Below are 23,354 nucleotides of genomic sequence, written 5' to 3' on the forward strand. Positions count from 1 at the left end.
GTTTTTTGCTCCAAAAACGGCGTTCGCCCAAACGAGGGTTTGAGCGAAAGAAAAGTTGAAAGGGATTTTTTTGGTATTAAGCAGCGTCGCCGGGGTATGTGGCGTCGTCGTACAGGTAGTAAATTTCTTTATATTCAGGTGCAGTAATCTGACAGTTGCTGTCACCTGATGGGGCAACCTCCTGGACTATCCCATGCCGCGCCCCCTTTTCACTGTCGCAGAACAATAACTTCGGCAGATCAATTTCTGGGTCGTCCATAATCCAGTCGCCGGGATGCAGGTCGTCGTTGTACGGCACCGTCAGCGTGAAATCATCTACCCGTTGCGGCGTGAGCATTCGCGATGATGGTCGACCGTCCTGAAACTGTATCCAGCAGCGAGGATTCGCGTAGCTCCAGTCCAGTGGCTCCGTGACGTGCAGCGTGATTTCCTGGAAGTCGTAAATCATCGCGTCAATCAGGCAACTTTGGGTTTTCCCGGTTCGAATGTCGTCGGACAAAATGATGTGATCACCGAAGTCATGACACCATCCCAGCATCGAAGTCGTAGCCGTATACGTTCGGCGTTGGTGGAGATATTTCATTAACCGACGCATCCCGATACGCCAGGCGCGATCTGCAGTCATGGCAACATCAATGGTGTATGCCTCCGTTTTGCGCGGAAAAGGATTTTCCGGCGTCCGGCACTGTACGGTTTCCTCAGCCCAGGTCACAGGGTTGATATATTTCACATCCACGCCATCAAAATCATCCTCCGACGGGACCCTGAATGACGTCTGCATTTCCTCGACGGTATCCTGAGGTGTAATGATCCCTGTCCAGCTTTTGACGCCCTCTCTCCCGACAGAAAGCAACCCGTCAGATAGCAGAAAATACCCCATGCCAGCCTCGGCTATTTTGTCGAAAATATCCTTTGCTGACGTGCTGTCACTGCTTGCCTGGTGATCAAAATATTCTCCCCTTGGCGTCCAGTAGGTATCCTCCAGCGTACTGAGCGCCGCAATGTCGATCTGGTCGTCGCGATATCCCAGACTGCGGGCAAGATGCAGGAACGCACCGCTGATTGTCCTGTCACCTCCGCCATCATAGTTTCGCGTGGCGACAATACTCACACGCTTGTCTGACTGCGCCGCCAGCTGGCCGCCGGTTTCTACCGTGATCCCTATTGTTGATATCCCTGCGTAGGAGGTCGGACGGGAAAGCAAACGACCTCTGAGCGCCTGCCAGAACATGCTGTCTCTCGCGTTATTGCTCCCCTGCTCGTTACGGCGGCGGCATCGAACCTCCACCAGCCCAGGAGAGGACAGATCAAAACGCTCTGTAAAACCGAGGCCATTAATGTTTTTAAGCGCGTAAACCCCTGGCTTACTCGTCCACCCGGATCCGGAACCATAAACGCGATACTGGATTTCATACTCGACATGGCGGACCCGCTTATTCCCGTTGTTCTGGAACCCACAAATTCCGTTTGGGAAAGCAAAGTTGACCTCGAAGGCGTCCACAACTTCATTCTGCGGGCAGGCCAGAAAGGGGCCTAGCCAGGTTTCATTATCGTTAATACCAGACGCGGCAAAATCCACGACGGTACGGGTCATAAAGCCTGACCAGGTGCTGTCAACGACACCGTTAACCACACGCTGTACGGTCGCAGAGGGGCCATCAGTAGACGCTATCTGGTATTCGTTGCCACGGTGCGCCAGGGAAATCCGCTGAGTGCCTTCCGGCAATCCGGAAAAGGCAGTGCCAGAATCGTATGCCAGCGTCACGCTGGCTGTTACCGCAGGGCTTCCGCCGCTGGATGCTGTACCAGCTGTAAATACCGGGCTGTCGCCAAATACTGACGCAGGCAGGAATGATGACGTAATGGAACCGCCACGCCAGGGGCTGGAGACCTCCACGATACGTATCACGCTGCCATCATCCTGAGCAATGAGCCCCGAACCATTCAACCCGCCGTTAATCGCTGCGAGCAAGCCAGACATTGTGCCGTAGTTGGCGACCAGAGATATGGTATAGGTGATACCCTGCCAGGTCAGAGCAAATGTCTGGCTGGTTGTCGTAAAGTCATACGTTGACGGCGAGGCACTGGCGCGTAATACCGCAGTCGCTCCCCCTGTTCCCGGAACGGCGTCCTGGTGAGGGGTATACGTGGCGATCTGCAGGTCATAGTCAGTACCGTTAAACGTTAGGGTGACAGGCATTCCGCTGAATGGCGCAATCTCTGACACGACGTCTCCTGTCAGCACGTTAAAACCGCCCTCGATGGATACCTGATAATTCACTGGCGCTTTCAGGGTGACAATTGCACCGGCGATCCAGCCTGGAGGAAGTTTATTCTCATCCTCGTCTTCATCATTATCATCATCGACATCGAGGCCAGAAAACGATACAGAGGCACCGCTGACGGTCATGGCATCAGCAACGATATCACTGGCTTCAGGGGCAGTCTGAGCCATATCGAGGCCGCTGCCGCTCGACGTTCCCCCAACTTCCGTTGAGTTGAACCATATCTCGCTGCGACGATCCCCCGCCACATTATCGCCGGGCCCATAGCTGGTATATGAAAAGCCATCGCCTAAGGTCAACACCGGAGTTTCTCCTACCCGAAAATCTCCACCGGTATAGGAGAAACGCCCATATCCAAGGCAGACAAACATTTCTACCGTCATTCTGGTGGGATCAGCGGGGTCGAATCGCGTTACCGGCTGCACCAGGTAATCCGGGTAAATCCGGTTTCGCCCAAAAGCCTCCCTAACGGGATCACCGAGTTTTGCGGTGTTTGCCCGCGCCGGGTTCAGATCCAGCGATGAAGCGTTACTGGATGAAAAACCGCCCAGCTCTGGCTTTGGGGCAAAGAATAATGCATAGGCCGTAGACGCAATGGATACGGCTACCGAAACCCACGCGGCAATTTCAAGACCCGTGCCATAAGGAATGGGATATATCCGCACGTCACTGTCTGGCCGCAACAAACATAACGGCCATTCCGCCGGGGGGACTGCCTGGCCGTTCAGCTCGATCACGACAGGATGAGTTTTATCCTGTGAATAGCTCGGGACATTTCTGCTCATCCACTCATGCAGCGTCAGCACACCATGCTCGTGCGTTTCAAGGGGTTCACCCGGAAGCCGGGACGGGTAAAACTTTATCGTCATTGCCAGAACTCCACGCGGTTAAAGCGACGGATGAATCGCGACAGTGGCAGAAACGTAACCCCCGAGCCTGGATTGCATTCCGCGACCTGCAGCTGGTTATCGAGCATTACAACGATCCCGACATGGGAAACTGTTGAGCCCGAATAGCAAGCCACTCCGGCACCTTCACAGGGTTCACAACGTTTCAGCGAAAGCATCAGCTTTCTCGCTTCCCGGTCGAGGCCCCCGCCGTCTTTGGTCACACCTGCAAAATCCGGCCATTCAGGTAGCCCCAGGTCGCGACGTATCTCATTTACAATGCCGAAACAGTCGAGCTGCGGATATACGCGCCCGCCCTTCAGCCAGGTGACTGAACGGTATTTATCAGGGTTAAACATATTTGCCTCAGATTAGTAACGTAAGCCCGGATGCTCGGCGAGGTTGTAACGTTTACGGGGCCAGGCTGTTTTGAGGACATTCATATAGCCTGCCGTGACCTGAACTGCTGTCGGGGTCCAGGAGCCGGATTTAATATCGAGCGTATACGGTGATGATGCCGGAGCAGACAGATCGGATGAAATGTACCGCCGGAATGTCAGCGTGGCTGATTTCATTTCATCCAGAATTTTATCGATCGCCTCTGAAACCCGTCCGTCAATATTGCTGATAGCAAACTTTAAATCCTGTGTCCCATCGGCGTTCCTGGCTGGTAAGGCGATATCTATCGCGCTGGCATCAAACGTCACCGGCTGACCATTTTCCAGCGTCACTGAAACGTCATCCCAGCCACTGGTTAGCCAGTAGTTATCATCGCCTGCTGATATCTGCAGCGTATCGTGAATAACCTCCGATCCGCTGCTGGCATATAGTCGCTCAAGAATTGTCATGCTTCGGCCACTCTCTGTTTAGCGCAATATCCAGTAACGACTGGCCAGCCAGCCATTCCGGGTAATTCCCCCAGCCAGAAGGCGGTAAAGGGCGTTCCCATAATTCCAGCGTTGCGCTGTACTGCCAGTATTTTGGCGCGACCAGCGTCGGCCCTTCGTAAATATCCACGAACCTGGCTTTATAGGGCTTTACCCCGACTGGAGTCTGGAGTTTCAGATAGAACCAGGACTGGCCATCTTTAAGCGCATCCCTGAAAAACGCCTCAAACACCTGCGCCAGAGCATCAGTTTTAAAAATCCATTTAACTGATGCCTGGGTGGGTGTTGAGGTATATCGCCTTCGTTGTTGAGCGCGACCGGACGTCATCTCCGTTCGCAGTAAAGGTGATATGGGCTTAAACCCGTACCCGTCCATAAGCGGCATGGGCAGGTATTCATCCGGGTAGAAAATATCTGCCATGAATATTCCCTCCGGGCAGGTTATCGTGGTTTTTTGGGCTGAAGGTTGGAGTAAAGTGCTCTGCCGAAGGCATTTTGAGGATTGTTTACGTCGCTCGTCAGTTCAGATTTTATCTGTTTAGCCAGGCGGCGGCCGTGGGCATCCAATGTCTGCATCATCACATCATCCGGTTTACCAGTGAGGTGGTAATTGACGTTGAAGTCACCAGTTGAAAGAAGTTGTCTTTCCTGCTGCTGCCTCGCTGCGTTCTGTACTGCCGGTGATTCCCGCCCTACAGCTTTAACCCCCAGCGAACCATCAGCGCCACGGGTAAGTGGCATGATGGCTTCCGGACCGGCCTCGCCGAACACACCCGCTCCTTTCGCAAACGCAAAATATTGCGGGGTGCTGTACACGCCGTTGCTGTAGGCAGAAAGTGACGGAGAATCGTAAACGCCTCCGAGAGCATTAAACGAAAAATTAGCTCCCGCGCTTTGAATAGCACTCCCAACACTTGCCCCACCGCTAGCTCCGCCAAAAAGACTACCGAACAATCCACCAGCCCCACCGCCAAATGACGCCATAATCGCTTTGGTGATCAACGCCTGTGTTGCCATCTGGATGAGTGTCTTAATCACCGTTTCTCCCAGGGAAGAGAAAATATTCGACATACCATCTTTAAACGAAGCGGCGCCCGTCAGGACGCTGGTCAGGTTGTTGGAAATAGAGTTAGTGGTGGCATCCAGAATTTCGCTGGTTGCAGTGGCAGCCATTGAACTCAGATCAGAAGCCTGATCGGCATAATTCATCAGGGAATCGCTGACCCCTGCCCGCCAGTCTGACTGCTGTTCATCGGTTTTTTTGTAATACTCCTCCTGAATATCCAGGCGTTCGGCAAGCGCTGTTTTAAGCGCTTCCGTTTGCTTTTTATACAGGTCTTCGGAAATCTGCCCACGACTGAAATCACGCTGTAAATCACGCTGCTGCCTCAGAAAATCAGCGCGAATATCCGCCATTTCCTTCATTCGATCACGGGCTTTATCCCCTTGTCCCGCGCCGAGGAAATCGATATTCCCCCTTTCCCGGGCGGCAGCATTACTGTCGGCCAGACCTTCGCGGAATGTTTTTAACTGTTCAGCGATATTTTTCTGATCAATAAGCGCAGCATTGTGCAGCAATGTTTCCTTTTTGGATTTTTCAAGCGAAGATAATTCCCCCTGAGTAACCTGATATTTCATCTTTGCCAGTTCAGTGTTTTGGCTGGAAAGAGCAATTTGCTCCCGTTGCTGTTTAATCAGCCGGGTATAGGTATCTTCGGTTTTCTCCGCCTCGGTTTTCCCATGCCTTCCTTTTGGCTTGGGTTTATTTTCCTGGTTGTTTCTCCATTCATTCAGACCGTTATTAATCAACTCCTGCCGTCCGGTCTGAAACTGAGGATCGTTAGTTAACCCAAGGTCATCCGCAGCGTAACCCAGTCGTGCGCGTTCTTTGTCCTCACCTTTGAGTTTTGAAAGCGCCAGGTCACGGCGGCTTTTTTCCAGTGCAGCCGTTTGCTGGGTTGTCAGGTCTACCTGTGGTAAGCGTACTGGTGCGTTTACCAGCCCCTGCCGGGCCATGAGAAGATTATTTCCGAGACCCAGAAGACGGTTAAATTCCGTATGCTCACCGTTCATCATTAATAACGATTGATAAGCTGAATTTTGTTCTGCAGCCTGCTGCCGGATTAATGCTATTCGCCTGTTCTCTATCCCCTCCAGTACCGACTGGATCGACTCAGACTTAGCCTGCATCTGAGCTAACCTCTCCTGTTCAACGGCAAGAGCGGAAGTCGCTTCTTCCAGACCACGGGTGACCGCTTCGACCGAAGCCAGGTGGTTTATCATGAAACCGCCACTGGTTGTTGGTCCGGGGTTAGACAGGACATACTGATAGCCCGCGATCTCTTTCTTCAGGATTTTTACTTTTGATGTTTGGGCATCAACAAGACGGTTTTGCTCATCCAGCGCCTGACGGGTTTTGATCTCATTATCAGAAACTTCGGGCAGGGACATTGATTTTGTCTTTTCACGGACTGCATCAATGGTGTTTGCATATTCCTGTGCGGATAATCTGGCCTGCTCCTGATTCTGGTACATCGTGTACCAGGCACCAGCACCAAGCAAAACCAGCCCTGGAATACCGCCAACGAGGCCTAATGCTCCCCCCATGAGCCGGGAACCCACAGCAGTAACCGAGTTCAGTGCAGTCTGAGCGGATACTCTGGCCTGAATATTACGGTTAAGTGACTCCTGCGCCAGTGAAAGCCGTTTTTCTGCGGCGACCTGCGCGTCTGTACCCCGCGCCGCTGCCAGCGCCTGCTGGGCACGATAAACTGCAGCACGCGCGCGAGCTGTCGAAACCTGCGTCCCTCTTACCTGGGCTGCAGCTAAAGCTACTTCACTTTTTGCAGCGTTAATAATCCCAGCCGTCGCAGAGCTGGCACCAAGAGCCATATTTCCCAAATATCGGGCTGCGCCAACGGCAACAAGTGCTCCGGCAGCAGTGGCGACCTGATCAATATTGTTGGCTACGCCATCAAGTAATCCGGTCAGGGTATTTGTGGCGCCACTCGCTTCATTAGCTCCACCGACCCATTGCATAAAAGCGTTTTCAACTTTAGTTGCCGACGATGAAACGGTCTGCGGCAACTCACCATATTCATTCCGGAGCTTACCAAGCTGGCTGATAAGGGCTGGCACTACTTTATCAATGGTTAACTGCCCCTGATCCGCCATAGATTTTAGGTCTTTACGCGCAACTCCCATACCTGCCGCAAGCGCCCGTATAACCCTGTCGCCGCTCTCGTTGACGGCATTGAATTCTTCGCCCCTCAGCACACCCTGCGCAAGAGCCTGGCTAAACTGAGTGATGACCGAACTGGACTCCTGAGCATTCGCGCCAGAAAGTTTTAACCCAGTAGAAATAGCCTCAGTAATATCCAGAACCTGGCTGGAGCTGTAACCATATTCCCGCATTGAGGCTGCTGAACGGGAAAATAAATTAGCGTTGTCAGAAAAAGATGTGCCCGTTTTCTGACTGATATCCATCAGCTGTTTTTGAGAGCTGGTAAAATCATCAGTTGATTGAGATGCCTGTTTTAGGCGGGCGTTTACTGAATTCCATTCATCAGCCAGGGATATTAAATGCCCCGTAGCAAAAGCACCAGCAAATGCCCCGGTTAACCCCAGTGCGGTAGCCTTTGCTGACTCCATCTGGTCAGTTAGCTCAGCAACAGAACGGCGAGTTTCCCGAACTGAAGCCGCAGCCTGCCTGCCGCCATTCTGCATTGTCTTATAATAATCAGCCCCCATACGTGACGCGCGGGCTATCTCGGTCTGGAATGACTGAGAGTTAGCAGAAACTTTAATGATAAGTTCACGCAGGGTTGCCATTTCATTTCCTCAGAAACAAAAAACCCCACATTGTGGGGCTTTTTATGATTTTAATATTATTAAATTAAACCAGCTTTTTTCCTTGCTTCTTCCAGATAATCTTTTTCTGGTTCCTCTTTTTTATGAGCAAGTGCAATCAGAAGATCAATTTGAGCACTTTGCTTTTCAGAGATTTCTTTAAGCATAGCGATCTGATCATTAGCTCTTACGCTTCCTCTGTTCAGGAAATACCAGATAACAAGATCAATAAGGCGAGCAAAAACAAATAATAATATCCAGCCAGTAGTAGTCATTTAAAGCACTCGGTGTGTCAAAAAAAACAACATAACACCTGTTATGAGTGGCATCCACACGAATTATTACTGGCTATGCTGACGCAGCCAGCAGCGCTGCTTCCAGCCCTGCAAAGGGATCGCCGCTGTCGCTTACCTCATCCTCTTCTGTGCCCCACTGAAGCTGAGCATCTTCAATGGTGACTTTAACGCCCTGTGCCCCGTAAACCGCTGATACCAGCTGAGCATTGAGAATATCGCCGCGAATATCGCCGATTGGGCTGATACGATCGTATTCAGCCCACATCCGGAATTCGCCGACTGTCATGGTTTGTCGCAGTTCGCCCAGCGTGCGGCCCATCCGGAGCGCCAGCGCCATCAGGAACTGCATGCCAGGCATTTTTACTTTGCTTTAGCATCATCCGCGTCACGAATGAGATCAAGTGCCTGCTTCAAAAGCCGGGAATGCACAGGGCCATAGATCGCTTCAACCTGTTCGGTGTCATCGACAGTAAAGACGGGCTGCAGGTCGGTATCAAGCAAAATATCGATGAAAAGCGTGACGTCGGCCCGCATCGTGCGGAAGGCTCGTTCTGAAGGGGTCAGTTCTGGTGCCTCCTGGGGATCCTGCCCTTCCGGTGGTTTGGGTGGTTCTGGGCTGGCAATGCCCTGCCAGCGAATCCAGGCTTCTGCTGATGGCTCACGAATGATGACTTTGGCGTTATCCCACTCCGGAACGGAGACTTCTTTTTTACGAAAGCCCGCCATCGGTGCAAGTGCCAGTGCTTTAAGACTCGGTTTTGACATTAAGTTTATCGCCGGTCGCCCGGCGCTCCGTTAATTGACGGTGACGGTGCAATCAGAAGAGGTGATCACAGTGCCATCGGCATCAGTAACCACGCAGGAATAAACCCCGGCATCACCGGATACAGCGCTGGCTTTCGTAAACGTTGCGCTAGTCTGGCCGCTGACCGTCGAGGTGCCCTTTTTCCAGACGTAGGTATAAGGTGCCGTACCGCCCTGGACGACTACGCCCATAGTCAGGGCGCTTCCTGCCGCGACCGTTTGGGACGCCGGAAGGTCAGTAGCAAACGACAGAACTCCTGGGGCGTTAATATTGGTCGGTTTACCTTTCAGACGCAGCGAGAACGTTGCAGCAACAACACCGTTGGTTTGAGAATCCCAAGTGTGCTGACGTACCTCAGCTCGCATCAGGAATCCATTACCAGACGGGAAAATAACCTTAAATCCATAAACCCCGTCGTTATCGTATGCTGCACGAAGTGCATCCTGCGCCGGGTTGCGGTAGAAGTTACCGGAAAGTGTCATTTCAGACGGAGCAGGAAGGCCGTTGATATTTTCCGTTTCATCCGAACAGAGCACTGTCACGTCAATATCGTTTTTCTGACCAGCGGTAAAGCTGGCCTGTTTGATAGTGCAACTCAGGTTTAACCAGGTTGCCGTATCCAGCTCTGCCGCAGTGACCGGCACAGAGGTAATCATTACTACCGTTTTTTGGGCACGTTCAAATAGTGCTGACATCGCAGCCTCCATAAATGAAAAAACCGCCAGCGGCGGTCGGATTGGATTGGTTTTTGTCAGGCAATAACCGTTATTTCGAGAGTTGCCCGATGAAGATGGGTTGTTGTGTCGTAGCCAGGAATTTTTGTCACCTCGACAGGTGAAAGAACCTGCAGGCGAGCCAGGGCGTCCAGGCGTAACGCTCTGGCTTCGTCATTCGTTTCAGCCCATACATCAACCTGAATGCGCAGTGTCGACTCTGCCTGGCCGCAGAAAACATCCCCGGCAACATCAGTCGGTATCGAGAAAATGACATAGGGAGTGGAAACTGCAGGAAGTCCGTCGCTGCCTAGTGGCACCACATACGGATAAACCCGCCCGTCTGCCAGCGACGACAGCAGGTCATAGAGATCATCCTCTGTCATTTTGATAACACCTCATCGATAGCCTGATTCATCCGCTGCATCGCCACCTGCGTAGCTTCTTCCATGCGGGTATCAAAAGCTGGGCGAACAAACGGATGTGCAGGCGCCGTAGATGTTCCCAACTCCACGAAGCGCCAGTAAAACGCATTCCGCTTGTTGCTGGCCTTCATTGTATTGTCGCTGTTCCCCGTTCGCGGGTTAACGCCTCGAATATGCACCCCCGATGATATTTCACCGCGACGGCGGCTTTTCTGGGTGACGACAACAACGTTTTTCTTCAATTTTCCGGATTTCTCAGGAGCACGATCAATAACCTCCTGGCGGAGCAATTCGGCGCCAGCACGGGTCGAATCCCGGAGAACTTTATTATTTTCGGCCTTGCTGAGCGTTTGCAGATCGCGGGCGATATCCTGCAGCCCGGAAAAATCCAGATTCACATCAATCATTTTTCGGTCCCCTGTTTGCAAAGAATTTCCAGCCGGGTACCTTTGCCATCTGGCACCGGAGGCCCGGTGACATTCAATGTCACTCCTTTGTAGGGGCCATTCAGGACAAGAAGCCGCGATGATGCCGAAATATCTTTGCGATATCGAACCCATACACGAATGGTAGCATCCGCCCTTTCTGCTCCTGCTGTCAGGCTCTCTCGCCCACTGATTCCCTTAACCTCTGCCCAGATAGTGGCGCCGTCAGACCACTCTTCTGTTGGCTGACCACTCGGTGTTCGTGTAGTAATAAAATTACGGATGGTGATCCGATGCCGCATTGGTCCAATTTTCATCATCCCCTCCGGCTAAACACCCATTTGAATTCGCCAGGGATTCAGCAACCAGCGTGCGGGTCCTGGAATATCAGGACTCAGATCATCCCCGCGGTTTTCATACAACCAGCCCACGATAAGAAGAACCGCGCTCTGAATGGAGGGCGTGATGATAAGAGGACGATCGCCAGCGCTTTCATTCTCAACAGCACTATCCAGAGCAGCCTGGTCAGCGAAAAAGCGTCGGTTGAGAAACTGCATTGCAGCATCCTCCGCAGCGGCAAGATACCCCTCCACCATCGTTTTATCGATTTCATCATCCAGCCTGAGATGTTCCATGGCTGTTTCAGTATTGATTACCGTCATAACCATTACCCTTTGGTTTCGGGGGCGCGGTTCATTTTGTTATCAGGGACTTCACCAACTATGGTCACCAGCCCGTTACCTTTGAGCTCGGTAGCACGTAAGCGAGAGACGTGAAACGGATCATCAGCTGGCGTCCTGAAAATGTCGCCATCCATAAAACGCCGGACAGGCTGAACCTGAATAGTCCCGGACTCTGTGGGTTCTGGCGCCGCATTTATGCCGTCGGATACAGACGGTTCAGCCACATTTTTTCTGGCCATCACTATCTCCTCAGAAAGAGAGGGCCGCTAAGCGGCCCTGAATTGTCAGCCGCCAGAAGCGGTTACAGTACCGGTGACAAATGCTTCCGGACGATAAACCGCTAACGCCAGACGCTCTTCCGCACGAATGGTGACCATGTTTTTAATAAAGTCATCTTCGTTCTCAGTGGAGAGCAGCACTTCGATATCCATGCGGTCGAAGATTTGCGCAGCCATGTTGAAGGCACCAGTCAGGAAGTTGTTCTGCGCCATGGCCTGTGTTTCAACAACAGGGAGACCCCAGATACGAGGAACACCACCATTGACCGGCTGCGCGATGATATAGCGACCTTCGTTATCTTTGGTCAGCTCGATGCCTGCCCAGTCAATCGGGTTCAGGACAAAACCAGACGCCGGATATTCCGCAAGAACGGCCTGCAGAACAGCCAGGCGAAGACGGTCGATCGGCGTGGCATTGGACAGGGTTAGGGCTGGTGCAAATTCTGTTGCCTGCGGCAGAATACCGAGGATATTCGCGCCGGTGCCATCGCCGCTCAGCAGTTGCTGCTCTTCTTTGAAACGAAGACCATACTGAGCGCGGCCATTGATATAGCTGGCCAGACCGGGCGCATCGTCCAGGATCTGACGGGACGCTTTAAAGTAATGCGCAATAGTACGAACCGGCGCACTTTTCAGATCAAACCGAATGTCAGATTTTGGTTTCAGGGCACCTTCCGCCACAGCTGCAGCATTATTGGTAAACCCCGTTTCCTGAACGAATTCAATACCGTTAGATGCAGTAGTGCCGGGGATAAGCAGATTACGGATGGTCAGAGTACGTTCCGGCGGGGCGATAATGCCCTGAACACGATCGGAGACCACCAGGCTGTTGGTTGGGCTCACGCCTGTGCCCGTAGTGGCCGGCACGTTCATAATATCTTTCTGTTCCAGTTTGACGCGGATGCTCTTACGGGCCGAACTGTCCATACCTTTGAACTCTTCACTTTCGACCACCAGCTCACCGAGTGATTTTCGCTGTGCAGGTGCATCGTTCGGGCGGCGTGCGCCTTTTTGTTCCAGCTCAGTGAGACGTTCTTTCAGCTCGTTCATCTGATTAAGGCTTTCGTCCGTTCGTTGTTTCAGTTCCAGCGAAACGGTTTCTCCTGCCTCCATTTTTTTCTTCACGTCTTCGCCAAAGTTTTTGACCTGATTAATCACCATGGTGAGCTGAGTAGAGATTTCGCCAATACTTTGTGGCTGATCATCAGCCGATTTTTTCTGGTACATATAAATCCCTTAGAGAATTTTTGGGAGAGAAAACTGGCTCAGTTGCTGGCGCATCGCCGCAATAGCCGCTTTGGTTTCGCCGTCTTCGCCCCCGGACTCACTCCGGTCAAGCAGATAGGACAGTCCGCGGGAGGCGACCGCAGCAGACTGACTTTTCGAGAAACCTGCCTCTCGCAGGAACTTCTCAAATTCAGGTAAGGAAGGAAGATCACCGTGTGACAATTTCGACTTAATGACGTCGATGCGGGCATCGTCGTTCGCTGGTACTGTAACGATGGAGATTTCAACCAGGTCGACCTTCGTTAATGTGCGGATCCGGGTTTTCTCATCGTAATTCGATTCCCGAACGTAATAGCCAATGGAAAGGCCCGTAATGGCACGGGTTTTCATGCCTCTCCATGCAGTTTTGGCGTAGGCGGCGTCGTCCAGCCACAAAGCGCCTTCACCAAAAAGCCCATGCTTATCTTCTTTCAGGGTTGAGATATCCCAGTTCCCGATGGGTTCACCGGTGCGATGCTGCCAGAGAACAGGGAACGTCCTCCCCTTAGCCCGCGTTTCCTCGATGCTTTCGAGAAATGCGCCCGGCGCCACGACTTCGTTGTAGCTATCCACCACATCGAAGACAGAACCGTATCCAGAAAAAAGGCCGTCATCGTTGACAGCCTTAATATCGAAGTCGAATGCCTTTACTTTCATGGCTGCGTTTTTCCGGTACATTCCGGCGTCTCCTCTGATTTAATGCCAAGCCATTCCCGCAGTGCGTTTTTGGCTGATTCACTGTCGCTGGACTTGCCAAGCTGATCTATCGGCAGCAGGTTGGATTGAACGGTTAGTTGGTCAGCGCCAGGTTTTGGCTGAAGGTTTTCTTTTTGCCGTGCTTCATTGCGGGTCATCAGACCGTTCTGGGTCATCGTTGAGTAAAAAGCTGCACGGGCGGCGCTGTCAGCACGTAAGAGACCTTCGATGGAAAACTCTGCGAAGTACTTATTTCTTTCTCCCGGAGCCAGGAGACTTTTACGAATCGCCTGCTCAATACGGGTCAGCCATGGACGAAGTGAAAACGTTAAAAAGCCAATCAGCATCTGTTCGACGCCACTTCCCCACATCGTCTGCCCCTGGGCGGTATGTCCAATCAACCCCGGCCATACTCTGAACCACCGACAAATCTCTTCGATATTGAAGGCTCTGGACTGCAGCATCTGGGCATCTTCCGGGTTGAGGTCAACAGGCTGAAACTTCATTCCCGCTTCAAGAACCATCATTTTCCCGGTATTCATGGATCCAGAAAATTGTTCAACCATGCTTTCACGTACTTCATTGCGCTGCTCTTTTTTCAGGATCTGATCCATTGAGAGAACGCCGCTGGGCCGCATACCGTTTTTAAAAACTTTGGCGCTGGCTTCATCTGTTGCCATTGCCAGACCAAGTGTCTGTCGGGCATAACTGACAGGTGACAGGCCCATGACACCATTGGTGCTGAACGCACGGATGTGCATGATGTCCCGTTCATCAATGTTTCGGGATGTACCTGAAGGCCAGTCACGGTAGGTATAAATTGGATCTCCGCTCTTGCTTAAATCAACCTTCATCCTTTCTGGCCTGAGAGGCACCAGCGAGGTAATACGCTTTCCGGTTCGATCGATTTCTGCATAAGCATTCCCCCACAAAAGCAGGCTGGCCATGATCATTTCCCAGAACTCCACTGCAGTCATATCAGCATTGGGTTGATTATGGAGGAGCTCATAAAGCGGGTGATCATTTGCATTCTGGCGACCGTCAGCCGTTTTTTCGTAAAAACCAACAGGCAACGTCGCGATGGTTTCGGATAACAGCCTTACACATGACCACACTGCCGATAACTGCAGGGCTTTATCAACCGTAACGGATTTCCCTGCTGCGGACTGCCCACCAGCATAAGCAGCCCAGAATTCACCGTCGGTAAGGGAGATGGGTACGCCGAGCCACCGGCGAACTGCGCTTTTTATCCGGCCTGGCTTCTTCTCTTTATTCATGGTGACTCACACAATGATGGGATTACTGAAAAAGTCGTCGATATCGCCAGAATCATCCTCATAGCCTTCGGAGGCACCGATTGCCATAGCGCCCGCTACAATGCCGTCGATACGCCCGGTACTTTTTTTCTTGGCAAAAATTCGGTTTTCTTTCTGATCAGCCTCCGTCACTGCTGAAGCCGCATTCCAGCGAAGACAAGGGTTCGTCCTGATGATAATGACGCTGTCATCAAGCAACTCTTCAAACAATTCGATGGAGTGAGGCATCCACAGCCCGGAATCTTTCGCTTTGTAATACCCTTGCCCATGAGGGATTAAGGGAACAGAAACAGATGCTTCCTCAAGCTCCGGCTCAAGATATTTAATGCGATACTGGTCGAAGGCGATGGCCTTGATATCAAACTTCTCCGTCAGATCGGCAATACGCTGGGCAACAAAGCCGTATTTCACCGCTTTGCCTGGCGTAGTGTGGATGTGACCATCGCGCTCCCAAGCGTCATAAGGCACCCGGTCCGTTTTAGCCCGTTCGAGCAAGGTATCTTTGGGTGTCCAAAACTCCACCAGCAACTTGCGTTGTTTTGGAAAAAACAGCGCCAGGGCAGTCAAATCACGGGATCCGGACAAGTCCAGGCCACCGTAGCATTCCTCACCCTCCAGCTCATCTGGATCAAAGTTTTCCTCACATCCCATCCAGACATCACTGCTCATCCACGGGTTCGCCGCGTCAACCCACTGACAGAAGTTGAGACGCCTGACAATACTCTCTTTTGAAGGCATTCCCCGGGCCTGAGTCACCTGCTCACGAAGATAGCTTTCTTCAAACGTGTGACCCAACGAGGGGTTAGCCTTTTTCCAGCAGGACTCATCCTTGAAAGGATCGTCACCTTCATCCAGTGAACAAATAAAGGCGAAAAAACTGTCATCTTCTATCGAACCGGCAGATACCTTTCTACCGTATTCGTGATAGTCATAGCAGACGCTGGTTTTATCGTGTCCACTGTTGGTGATCATAAAAATGAGTGCCTGCCGGCGACCTTTAGTGCCGGCGCGCATCATTTCAACAACCTGATTGCTTTTATGCTCGTGAACTTCATCAATAAGAGCGCAATGTGGTCGTGGACCCGACTGTCCGTCATCTGAACTAATTGGGCGAAAGAATGAACCAGCCTGAAGAAAAGCCAGGTTCCACTCTTTTCCGGCGCCGCCAGATTTCTGTATGCGTGCGGAAAGAGCCGGAGACTGATCGACCATCGCCACCGCATCACGAAATAGGACCATTGCCTGGTCTTTTTTCGTAGCAGCAGCATAAACTTCAGCACGAGGTTCTTTATCCGCAGTGAGACAGTAAAGACCTATCCCGGCAGAAAGGGGGGATTTGCCAGATCCTTTTCCTGATTCCACGTAAACCATTCGGAACCGGCGAAAACCTCTGGCATTTTTCCAGCCAAAAATCGAACCGACGATGAAACACTGCCATGGAAGCAGAACAAAAGGCGCACCTTCAAAATCGCCCCCGTTGAGCTTGAGGACTTTCGCAAAATAATCAATGGAGCGCTGTGCTGCCTCAACATCCCAATGGAGCCCTCGTGCATGGCAAGATTCAAGATCCCTGAGATGTCTCTGGCAGGCATTTCGAATGTCAGGACCGGCCAGTTCTTTTCCAGAGGTTACATCCTTTGCATACTGCGTTGCCGGATCAACCGAAGAACTTGTCGAGCGTGTCTTCTTCGGGGGTTTCGCCATTCACTTTCACCTTCGTCCTTGCCGCTGGTGTCAGACCGAATTCAACCAGGTAACTTTTAAAACGACGGTCGGCATCAGCCAGCATTGAAACTGCCGGGTTGGCCTTTATCAGAAAACCACCCTCGGTCTGGACGGTATAAGTTCTGCCCTCTAAAGCGATGGTGTCGCGCAGTTGCAGAATATCGGCATAAATATCGCAAAGCCTTTCAAGCGCCAAAGTATCTGCAACGGTGAGAACACCCATACCATCGAGAAGCACAGTCAGCCGACCCCATGCCACCTTACCCCAGTCGGTAAGATGAGCTGGGGGACTTGGAATTTCTTTAGCTGGCGTGGGTTCTTTATCGTTGAGTTTTCGTTTGCCCGGGTTGCCGGTAACCACTTTGAGGTGGGTCGGTTTCGGGCGTCGTCCTGCCATCGGAACCTCCCGGAAAAAAACTTTTCATTTCGCGGTTGTGCACAAAAAGGACTGGCGGCGGTCATTTAGGTTCGAGGTTCTGAACTTTTGACCCGCCCTCCCCCTCAGATGAGAATTGATATCATTCGAATGCTAATGATTTCACTTTACACTCACTTTTGAATTGTATTGATAATGGTTATCACTTAAACCAATGAGAAGCCGGATCCAGTGGCATCCCGTTTTCATCGCAGCCGATCACGGTGCCACGCTTCTCCATTCGCTGCTTCGTTGAGTCGTGGTGCTGCTTACACAGCCCTTGCCAGTTCTTCCGGCTCCAGAAAAGCTTTTGCGCCTTCGCTATTTCCTGGCTGTCACCAGAGCGCAGAGCCTCTTTCAGTTTATGCGGGATGATGTGGTCAACCACCGTTGCCGCTGTCACCCTGCCTTGCTCCTGGCACATAACGCACAAGGGGTGCGTACGAAGGAATGTGAGGCGCTCACGGTCCCATTTGCTGCCGTAGATGCGGGGCTCTTTGTTCATGCTCTGGTCCTATTGCTTAAATGGGCGTACGATCCTCACCTGACCGAACAGCGTCTGCCGCTTAACCTGAGCGAGCTCAACAGTGAAATGACCAGGACTATCGCGCACAGCGACAATCACCTCGCCTTTATCATCGTCAGCAGAAAAAACGTGCTTTACCTCAACACCATTGAGATAAACCGTGATACGTTCGCGACCCGGTTCGATGTACTCGCCAGGATCGTCATCAAGAACTGTGAGGTGGATATTCAATCCGTAAGTGATTAGTAATGCATTCGTGATACGCCGGTTGCGCCATGATCGGACAGGAACCGTTGCTGAAGCTTACCTCAGTCCGGTTTTGCTATGGATTATTCTTATTTAACGTGAGGGAGAAAAAGGAATTACTGATTCTCCATAAAATATTCACTTTTATGTTTTGGAATTAAGGCTCTTTAGTACAGGAGTTATTATGAAAAGAATTATGCTTGCTGTTTTTGTTATCTGTGGTGCGCTGTCTCTTTCAGGATGTATCCTTCCCCCTGAGCCTCATGGCGGCGGACATGGTGGAGATCACTTCCATGGTCCAGAGCATCGTTAACCGCCTGAGGACTTTCATTTTACAGAGATGAAAAAGGCCGCAACAATATGCGGCCTTTAGTTACTACCAGCTAGCGTATAAAGAATCTCTCAGGAGCCACCCGGGAGAGGTTCATCTATACGGCTAACTGACCTCTGCCGTTCTGGTGTGGCAGGCAGAGACGTTATGAGAGTAGTGAGTATTTTAAAATTCACCGGGATAAACAGACAATAATGTCAGTTACCCCGTGTAACTAGTAATTGGTGATTAATTGAACTGTCAACTAAGACGATTTGTCTGATGGTCATTAGCATAGGCACTCTGTGAATGCCTGTGATAATGGGGGTCAGAGACCAGCTTAAAACCTGACCAATGTTACTTAGATCACAATCCATAGAACCACCCACCAATGCCAAAGGCTGCAGCGATCACCAGACAAGCAATTGCCGTTTTAGGCATTAACACACCGTAAAATGCAGGAGACAATCCCAGGAATAAAACCATTAGCACTGGCCACATACTAAGCAACAGGCAAAAGTAGCCATCTATACCACCGCTGCTAAACGTCACATTCACCCCAAACCATTACCCGGACTTTCCATAGCTTGGTTGCTTCGTTGCATGACATCATACAACTGCCCCTTATACAGGAGCATAAACATTATCACAGGCACTCGATGAATGCCTGCTGTAATGCCTTAGCTGGCCTGCACAGCGCCGGTATCAAACAGCGCCAGCGCTTCGGTCGCTTCCTGAATCGCTTTACGGGTCTTCGAGACAATCTCGCTTTCCGTGTAAACACGATCGAAGGAGTCTGCGAAAAGCTCAGACTTCAGAAAGCTGTCGCCTACCCATTCAATGGCCAGCTTGGCCGCTGCGGTGTCATAGTTAACTTTCTTAATGATATCCAGGCGGATTTGCTCGGATGCGGTGATCTCTGACATTTCTTACCTCTATGCAATGTGGGGAGCATTATCGAAGATCAAAATCATATCAGCGTTTATGGTGCACACTCTCGAGCCTACTTGTTGATCGCTAGAATTGCGGTCGCCCTTGTTTTTAATCTCTGACTCTGAGTTTGTGTCTGAATGAAATTGAAAGTTTTATCTATCGCGGCGTTTGTCACCGCGTTCTCTGGTTGTGCAAGTGCTACAGGTGTGAGCATGGATGAGTTTCTGAAAGTACAGTCCATTAATCAATGCGCATATATTTCTAACACAATGAGTTCTGAAAACACTGCTCAGGTAATGGAGCTTGCCCTAAATAGTTACGTTGAAATTACTTCGAAATCGCGTCCTGGCGGTTATCATCCATCTCCGAGTGATCTTGCAACTGATTACGCACTGTTCTTTCAGCAAACAGTATCAGATACAGAAGACGAGATTTTTCAGCAGATCCGTTCCCGAGGTCTTCCTCTGGCTCCAGGTTCGTGGCAACTGGTTGCGGGCGAATGGTGGACAGTCAAACAATGCTCAATGATTACCGGCCTATAATGCGGGGCAATTAGACAGTACCGTCCTATTGTGGGCCAGAATGTCGCGTTTGGTCTGCATATCCAGCACGTCGATATCGTGGTCGGTTAGGTAGATGACCCTCACCCAGATGCAGGACGTATCAACGGCTACCGGGACGGGTAAAAGTTACGCACAGTTGGCGAACAACATCGTCATCACCCATACGCTTAACGCTCTCCTCTACATCGAGGGCTTCCCTGGTAATTCCTCATTTCTGTTCAGAGTTGCAACATGATGACTGCATTTCCTTCGCAACACTGGTATCGAGTGAAGTTCACCAGTTGATGAAAGGATATCAAGCACGTCCACTTGGTCTATCTCAGCGAGACGATTCAGGAGGTATGTCGCATTTATACCAACCAGATCATTGCGCTGCGCTTTAACTTCAGCAATTCTTGATTCGATGTCAAGTTTTGACATGTTTTCGGACGCAGTGCGATTAGCTATTGCTAAATGCCGATGACTGGCATTTTCTGCCTAACGACGCGCTGTATTTATAGCTAGCCTGCCATCCGACAAGTTTTCCTAACAGAGAGTTTTTATGCCACATACTAACATTGATAAATTTGATGAGATCACAGGCAGAATTTTTGCGCATTTATACTGTTCTTTTCCTGAGCCGTTCGAAATTCGGACAGAAAACTATGAGGAACCCGTTGTTACCTCAGAGGATGAAGTTGCGGAAGTTATAGCACGCGATTATCAGAGACGTTTTGTTGCAAATACTGTCAACTGGCTTATTGAGTCTGGATTTATATCAATAAGCTCCCGTACCCCAAACTCCTTTTATAACGCCGTGCTTACAGCTAAAGGGTTAGAGTGCTTAAAGAAAACCCCTGATAGCGTTTCGCCTTCAGTTGGCAAGCAACTGAATGATGCAGTTAGAAGCGGGAGCATTGAAGTAATAAAAAACATTACCAATCAGGTCCTGAGTGTTGGCGTGGCTATTGCCCTTCATAAAATTGGCATTCAGCAATAGTTACCAACATCAAGCGCTTCCAGTAGATGATCTTTGGAGTGACTACTGTGAGTCGCGTGATTCTTCAATCTTACGAATGCTCGCCTTATCGATGCTGCACTGCCCACAATGACGTATGAAGCTGAGTGGTTAACTCCAGACTTGCCTGCCAAGTGAACGGAACCTCCATTCCGGGGCTCGGCGTGTCTGCAGTAGTGGCTGGCATGAAAAAGCCACCCAAGGGTGGCCTTTCTAATACAAATAAATAATAATATGTTGACTCTTATTTGTTTGATAAATCTTAGATGTGAAGATATTTCTCTTTGAAATGCTCCTCCACCTCTTCAACTGCATGCTCTTTTAAATGGCTAAGCAAATGATTTAGCTCATCAATTTTCACCCAAAATTGTAAATCCATAAAATCATCCAAACGGAAAAGGTTGGCAAAAAAACCAGAACCATCACTTTTCTGGAATAATTCGTATTTGTATTGTGTTTCATCTGCATCAACAAACAAAACAACCTCTTTCAAATACCACTTGGGAATGAATGTCATAAAGGCCTCTGATTTGAAATGCGGAAGCTAAACTTACTCATAACATTCGATTTGCTGCAAGTTAATTCAGACACTGCGTGGTGATGTATTCCTGCAGCGCTCTCAGGGCTGTTTGGTCACTGGTGATTCCGGAACGGATACCGAGAACGTTTCGTCCAGCAACTGCAGAGAGTTCGACGGTGGCATCATCGCCCATGCTGGCGGCGCCGGCGGTTTGCGTTGCGGCTGACACTGGACACTTGCCTTTGACGAGCACCCGACCACCATTATCAAGCTTACGCTGCAGAGCATCATTTTCAGCTTTTGCATCGGCTATTTCCTTCGTGTATTTGGCATCGAGCTCTACGACGTCGCGCTGGCGGGTCTGCATGTCCGCGATGGTGTCTTTTGCCAGGCTGAGTTGCTCGGTCGCTTTATCACGTTGCCTTTTGAACTCAGTGGCGTTGCTGTGGTAGTGACTGGCCAGCCAGCCGAGGCTGACTATCAGGCAGATCACCACGGCGCTGATAACTGCGATTAAGCGGCTCATGGTTGTACTTCTGCTACAACGCCGCCAGCGGCTTTGAATTTTTCGATCAGGTTGTCGGCCTTATGCTCAAACTGGCCATAGCCGGCACCGGGTAATGATGCCCAAATATTGCTGCAGCGATCGATAGCCTGCCGAATCTGCCCGTTATCGATGAGCGGCAGCGCGCCACGTTCTTTGATTTGCTGCAGTGCCACCTGGTCCTGTGAGGCCGGTGAGAAGTCTTTCAATCCAAGCTGTTTCCGATACGCATCCCACCATTTTGAAAGCAGCTGGTAACGCCCGGCCGCGGTAGATTTGATGCCCAGCCTGGGGAGGTTGACCAGTTTTCGTGGGTGGTCGCTGTAGTCCGAGAAAAGCGATCCGCCGACAATGACATCATAACCCCTGTTCTTGGTATTCTGCCCTGGCTTGTCAGTGCCCTCTGACCAGGCGAGCATATCCAGATATGCTCTACGCTGCTTATTGAGTTCCAGCATCATCAACCCCTGCTTTTCTGGCGGCGAACTTCTTAATCAGATTGCCGATTGAGTCAGTACCGATGTAGCCAATGAAAACACTGGCGATGTAGGCGAGATTGCTGCTCAGGCCAAAAAAGTCGAGAAGGTCTCGGACGAACCAGGCGATCATCGCGCACATAACAGCATCGATCAGCGTCTTCGCCATGGCGCCACCGTTATAGCGGCCCCGCAAATACGCCATGATGAAAGCCAGTGTTGCGCCGATACCCTGGTCCTTAGCTGCCAGCAGAGCGGCGATGAAATCTTGTTTGTAGGGCATTCGCATAAGCCTCACCTCCGTTAATGACGGATGGCGCTGTGTGAGTTTAAAAGGGGTCAGGCACATCGGGCTAATTTAACAACGAGACTTATCGATGATGATTCCCGTGGGCCTGAAATGAAAAAGGCTGCGCGGCAGCTCAGCCCTAAAATGTTTCTTTAGTTATTCAAAGGGCCTTAATCAGACGAAAAAAAAGCCCGTTTTTGAAGGCGGGCTAATGAATTGACTATTTAGCAATGACCACTAGATTTTTTTGGTCAGTGAGCCTTACAGTTATCAATGTGATTCGGATTATACCTGCTCGCTCAATTTATAGTATCAATTAGTTATCAAATAGAAAACTCAATTAGCCATAAGAAACTATTTCCTATTCCATCGATCAACCCTATTAATTTCCTTATCAGTGTTTTTTTTCTTCAAATATTCCTCGTAAGATATCTTTTGAATTAATAACGAAGAGTTAAAGAGAAATGAAATCAATTCAAATGCCATCGCCATTCCATAAAAGAAAAAGAACATACTTACAAATGAGAAAAAATCATTAATGAAAGCTTTATTAATCACAGACCAACAAAGTGCAAGAGTGAAAACCACAAGCGGATAGGCGATATCAACTGGTACAATCTCTGGTCCAAATGTTAGTTTTTCTCTGTTAGTGGACATAAAAACAAGAAAGCTTTCGGGCATAACGAAAAGAAGAGCAAAAACGCCAATTCCAAACCCTAATACGCTTGGGAAAACAGAAAGAATAGAATCAGCTGCTTCCCATGGAACCTTAGAAACATCGCCACCATAATAAAGCACAACTAACTCTATTAAAAAAAAGATATATACAGCCTTCTTGAAAATTCTTTCCCACCACTTGCGAAATGGGGCGATCTTTTCATTGCAGCTTTTATCGCCCTGATACGCATAAGCATTAACAATGCGGAAAACTGCTCCAATGATTGGGATATGTCTTATTCGACAATAGAGCCGCTTATTGAAGTCCGCATTGCTATCCAT

General features: G+C 50.3%; 31 protein-coding genes and 1 pseudogene. 4 read left to right on the plus strand and 28 right to left on the minus strand.

Annotated elements, in window-relative coordinates; translation table 11 throughout:
• Positions 1 to 76: 76 nt before the first annotated feature.
• The 20 genes from R0140_RS15230 to R0140_RS15325 form a co-directional block, all read right to left on the minus strand.
• Positions 77 to 3,154 carry a host specificity factor TipJ family phage tail protein gene (locus tag R0140_RS15230; protein WP_317703832.1) on the minus strand — a complete coding sequence of 1,026 codons (3,078 nt, stop codon included), beginning with the start codon at positions 3,152 to 3,154 and terminating at the stop codon, positions 77 to 79.
• Positions 3,151 to 3,531, minus strand: coding sequence for a nitrite transporter (locus tag R0140_RS15235; protein WP_031592495.1), 381 nt, complete (start codon positions 3,529 to 3,531; stop codon positions 3,151 to 3,153). The genes R0140_RS15230 and R0140_RS15235 overlap by 4 nt, the downstream gene beginning before the upstream one ends.
• 12 nt (positions 3,532 to 3,543) lie before the next feature.
• The gene (locus R0140_RS15240; RefSeq protein ID WP_004864228.1) at positions 3,544 to 4,020 is read right to left on the minus strand and encodes a DUF1833 family protein; all 477 of its coding nucleotides are present in this window, start codon (positions 4,018 to 4,020) and stop codon (positions 3,544 to 3,546) included.
• On the minus strand, positions 4,007 to 4,480 hold the full coding sequence (locus tag R0140_RS15245; protein ID WP_004884312.1) for a hypothetical protein: 474 nt from the start codon (positions 4,478 to 4,480) through the stop codon (positions 4,007 to 4,009). Before R0140_RS15245 ends, R0140_RS15240 begins: the two co-directional genes overlap by 14 nt.
• Positions 4,481 to 4,500: 20 nt before the next feature.
• Positions 4,501 to 7,890, minus strand: a complete 3,390-nt coding sequence (locus tag R0140_RS15250; RefSeq protein WP_317703833.1) for a phage tail tape measure protein — start codon at positions 7,888 to 7,890, stop codon at positions 4,501 to 4,503.
• A gap of 59 nt (positions 7,891 to 7,949) precedes the next feature.
• Positions 7,950 to 8,183 (minus strand): YebO family protein, encoded by a 234-nt coding sequence (locus R0140_RS15255; RefSeq protein WP_016530182.1) that lies wholly within the window; start codon positions 8,181 to 8,183, stop codon positions 7,950 to 7,952.
• Positions 8,184 to 8,256: 73 nt separating this feature from the next.
• The gene (locus tag R0140_RS15260; RefSeq protein ID WP_040204831.1) at positions 8,257 to 8,562 is read right to left on the minus strand and encodes a phage tail assembly protein T; all 306 of its coding nucleotides are present in this window, start codon (positions 8,560 to 8,562) and stop codon (positions 8,257 to 8,259) included.
• A gap of 2 nt (positions 8,563 to 8,564) precedes the next feature.
• Positions 8,565 to 8,969 (minus strand): phage tail assembly chaperone, encoded by a 405-nt coding sequence (locus tag R0140_RS15265; protein WP_040204832.1) that lies wholly within the window; start codon positions 8,967 to 8,969, stop codon positions 8,565 to 8,567.
• 30 nt (positions 8,970 to 8,999) lie between these two features.
• Positions 9,000 to 9,704, minus strand: a complete 705-nt coding sequence (locus R0140_RS15270; RefSeq protein ID WP_317703834.1) for an immunoglobulin domain-containing protein — start codon at positions 9,702 to 9,704, stop codon at positions 9,000 to 9,002.
• A 56-nt stretch (positions 9,705 to 9,760) separates the two neighbouring features.
• Positions 9,761 to 10,108 carry a DUF3168 domain-containing protein gene (locus R0140_RS15275; RefSeq protein WP_023302599.1) on the minus strand — a complete coding sequence of 116 codons (348 nt, stop codon included), beginning with the start codon at positions 10,106 to 10,108 and terminating at the stop codon, positions 9,761 to 9,763.
• Positions 10,105 to 10,554: an HK97-gp10 family putative phage morphogenesis protein gene (locus R0140_RS15280; RefSeq protein WP_317703835.1), complete on the minus strand. Its 450-nt coding sequence runs from the start codon at positions 10,552 to 10,554 to the stop codon at positions 10,105 to 10,107. Before R0140_RS15280 ends, R0140_RS15275 begins: the two co-directional genes overlap by 4 nt.
• Complete coding sequence (locus R0140_RS15285; protein WP_025713383.1) at positions 10,551 to 10,889, minus strand: phage head closure protein; 339 nt, start codon at positions 10,887 to 10,889, stop codon at positions 10,551 to 10,553. The genes R0140_RS15280 and R0140_RS15285 overlap by 4 nt, the downstream gene beginning before the upstream one ends.
• Before the next feature lie 12 nt (positions 10,890 to 10,901).
• Complete coding sequence (locus tag R0140_RS15290; protein WP_032734570.1) at positions 10,902 to 11,234, minus strand: head-tail connector protein; 333 nt, start codon at positions 11,232 to 11,234, stop codon at positions 10,902 to 10,904.
• Between the two features lie 5 nt (positions 11,235 to 11,239).
• The gene (locus tag R0140_RS15295; protein WP_317703836.1) at positions 11,240 to 11,494 is read right to left on the minus strand and encodes a hypothetical protein; all 255 of its coding nucleotides are present in this window, start codon (positions 11,492 to 11,494) and stop codon (positions 11,240 to 11,242) included.
• Between the two features lie 45 nt (positions 11,495 to 11,539).
• Positions 11,540 to 12,760: a phage major capsid protein gene (locus R0140_RS15300; protein ID WP_239619683.1), complete on the minus strand. Its 1,221-nt coding sequence runs from the start codon at positions 12,758 to 12,760 to the stop codon at positions 11,540 to 11,542.
• A gap of 9 nt (positions 12,761 to 12,769) precedes the next feature.
• Positions 12,770 to 13,477, minus strand: coding sequence for an HK97 family phage prohead protease (locus R0140_RS15305; protein WP_317703837.1), 708 nt, complete (start codon positions 13,475 to 13,477; stop codon positions 12,770 to 12,772).
• Positions 13,453 to 14,772: a phage portal protein gene (locus tag R0140_RS15310; protein ID WP_065905099.1), complete on the minus strand. Its 1,320-nt coding sequence runs from the start codon at positions 14,770 to 14,772 to the stop codon at positions 13,453 to 13,455. The genes R0140_RS15305 and R0140_RS15310 overlap by 25 nt, the downstream gene beginning before the upstream one ends.
• Positions 14,773 to 14,778: 6 nt before the next feature.
• Positions 14,779 to 16,515 (minus strand): terminase large subunit, encoded by a 1,737-nt coding sequence (locus R0140_RS15315; RefSeq protein WP_025713389.1) that lies wholly within the window; start codon positions 16,513 to 16,515, stop codon positions 14,779 to 14,781.
• Positions 16,469 to 16,933, minus strand: a complete 465-nt coding sequence (locus tag R0140_RS15320) for a phage terminase small subunit P27 family (protein ID WP_049181484.1) — start codon at positions 16,931 to 16,933, stop codon at positions 16,469 to 16,471. The genes R0140_RS15315 and R0140_RS15320 overlap by 47 nt, the downstream gene beginning before the upstream one ends.
• Positions 16,934 to 17,114: 181 nt before the next feature.
• Positions 17,115 to 17,456, minus strand: coding sequence for an HNH endonuclease (locus R0140_RS15325; RefSeq protein ID WP_268657125.1), 342 nt, complete (start codon positions 17,454 to 17,456; stop codon positions 17,115 to 17,117).
• Between R0140_RS15325 and R0140_RS15330 the strand changes: the two genes are divergently transcribed.
• Together R0140_RS15330 and R0140_RS15335 are read left to right on the plus strand one after the other, a co-directional pair.
• Positions 17,388 to 17,723, plus strand: a complete 336-nt coding sequence (locus tag R0140_RS15330; protein ID WP_317704066.1) for a hypothetical protein — start codon at positions 17,388 to 17,390, stop codon at positions 17,721 to 17,723. The two genes, R0140_RS15325 and R0140_RS15330, sit on opposite strands and share 69 nt — an antisense overlap.
• Before the next feature lie 184 nt (positions 17,724 to 17,907).
• Positions 17,908 to 18,036, plus strand: coding sequence for a hypothetical protein (locus R0140_RS15335; RefSeq protein WP_317703838.1), 129 nt, complete (start codon positions 17,908 to 17,910; stop codon positions 18,034 to 18,036).
• 363 nt (positions 18,037 to 18,399) lie between these two features.
• Here R0140_RS15335 and R0140_RS15340 read toward each other — a convergent pair whose 3' ends face one another.
• Positions 18,400 to 18,585 carry a hypothetical protein gene (locus tag R0140_RS15340; protein ID WP_074460593.1) on the minus strand — a complete coding sequence of 62 codons (186 nt, stop codon included), beginning with the start codon at positions 18,583 to 18,585 and terminating at the stop codon, positions 18,400 to 18,402.
• Between the two features lie 128 nt (positions 18,586 to 18,713).
• Positions 18,714 to 18,959: a DUF2560 family protein gene (locus R0140_RS15345; RefSeq protein WP_069376069.1), complete on the minus strand. Its 246-nt coding sequence runs from the start codon at positions 18,957 to 18,959 to the stop codon at positions 18,714 to 18,716.
• A 219-nt stretch (positions 18,960 to 19,178) separates the two neighbouring features.
• On the opposite strand from R0140_RS15345, the gene R0140_RS15350 reads away from it, so the two are divergent.
• Positions 19,179 to 19,508: a hypothetical protein gene (locus R0140_RS15350; protein ID WP_317703839.1), complete on the plus strand. Its 330-nt coding sequence runs from the start codon at positions 19,179 to 19,181 to the stop codon at positions 19,506 to 19,508.
• A gap of 282 nt (positions 19,509 to 19,790) precedes the next feature.
• Here R0140_RS15350 and R0140_RS15355 read toward each other — a convergent pair.
• A pseudogene (locus tag R0140_RS15355) lies at positions 19,791 to 19,973 on the minus strand (terminase small subunit); the annotation flags it as partial.
• Between the two features lie 97 nt (positions 19,974 to 20,070).
• Between R0140_RS15355 and R0140_RS15360 the strand changes: the two are divergent.
• Positions 20,071 to 20,508, plus strand: coding sequence for a hypothetical protein (locus R0140_RS15360; protein WP_142375398.1), 438 nt, complete (start codon positions 20,071 to 20,073; stop codon positions 20,506 to 20,508).
• A 280-nt stretch (positions 20,509 to 20,788) separates the two neighbouring features.
• On the opposite strand, the gene R0140_RS15365 is transcribed toward R0140_RS15360, so the two are convergent.
• The 5 genes from R0140_RS15365 to R0140_RS15385 form a co-directional block, all read right to left on the minus strand.
• On the minus strand, positions 20,789 to 21,043 hold the full coding sequence (locus tag R0140_RS15365) for a hypothetical protein (RefSeq protein ID WP_101994505.1): 255 nt from the start codon (positions 21,041 to 21,043) through the stop codon (positions 20,789 to 20,791).
• 61 nt (positions 21,044 to 21,104) lie between these two features.
• Entirely contained in the window at positions 21,105 to 21,572 is a 468-nt protein-coding gene (locus R0140_RS15370) for a lysis protein (RefSeq protein ID WP_317703840.1), read from the minus strand.
• A complete protein-coding gene (locus R0140_RS15375) occupies positions 21,569 to 22,048 on the minus strand; it encodes a glycoside hydrolase family 24 protein (protein WP_317704060.1) in 480 nt (159 codons plus the stop codon). Before R0140_RS15375 ends, R0140_RS15370 begins: the two co-directional genes overlap by 4 nt.
• Positions 22,032 to 22,355: a phage holin, lambda family gene (locus R0140_RS15380; RefSeq protein WP_040198763.1), complete on the minus strand. Its 324-nt coding sequence runs from the start codon at positions 22,353 to 22,355 to the stop codon at positions 22,032 to 22,034. Before R0140_RS15380 ends, R0140_RS15375 begins: the two co-directional genes overlap by 17 nt.
• Before the next feature lie 354 nt (positions 22,356 to 22,709).
• Positions 22,710 to 23,354 carry a hypothetical protein gene (locus R0140_RS15385; RefSeq protein WP_064754178.1) on the minus strand — a complete coding sequence of 215 codons (645 nt, stop codon included), beginning with the start codon at positions 23,352 to 23,354 and terminating at the stop codon, positions 22,710 to 22,712.

It is taken from the genome of Klebsiella sp. w6 (genome assembly GCF_033100215.1).
GTDB lineage: Bacteria > Pseudomonadota > Gammaproteobacteria > Enterobacterales > Enterobacteriaceae > Klebsiella > Klebsiella variicola.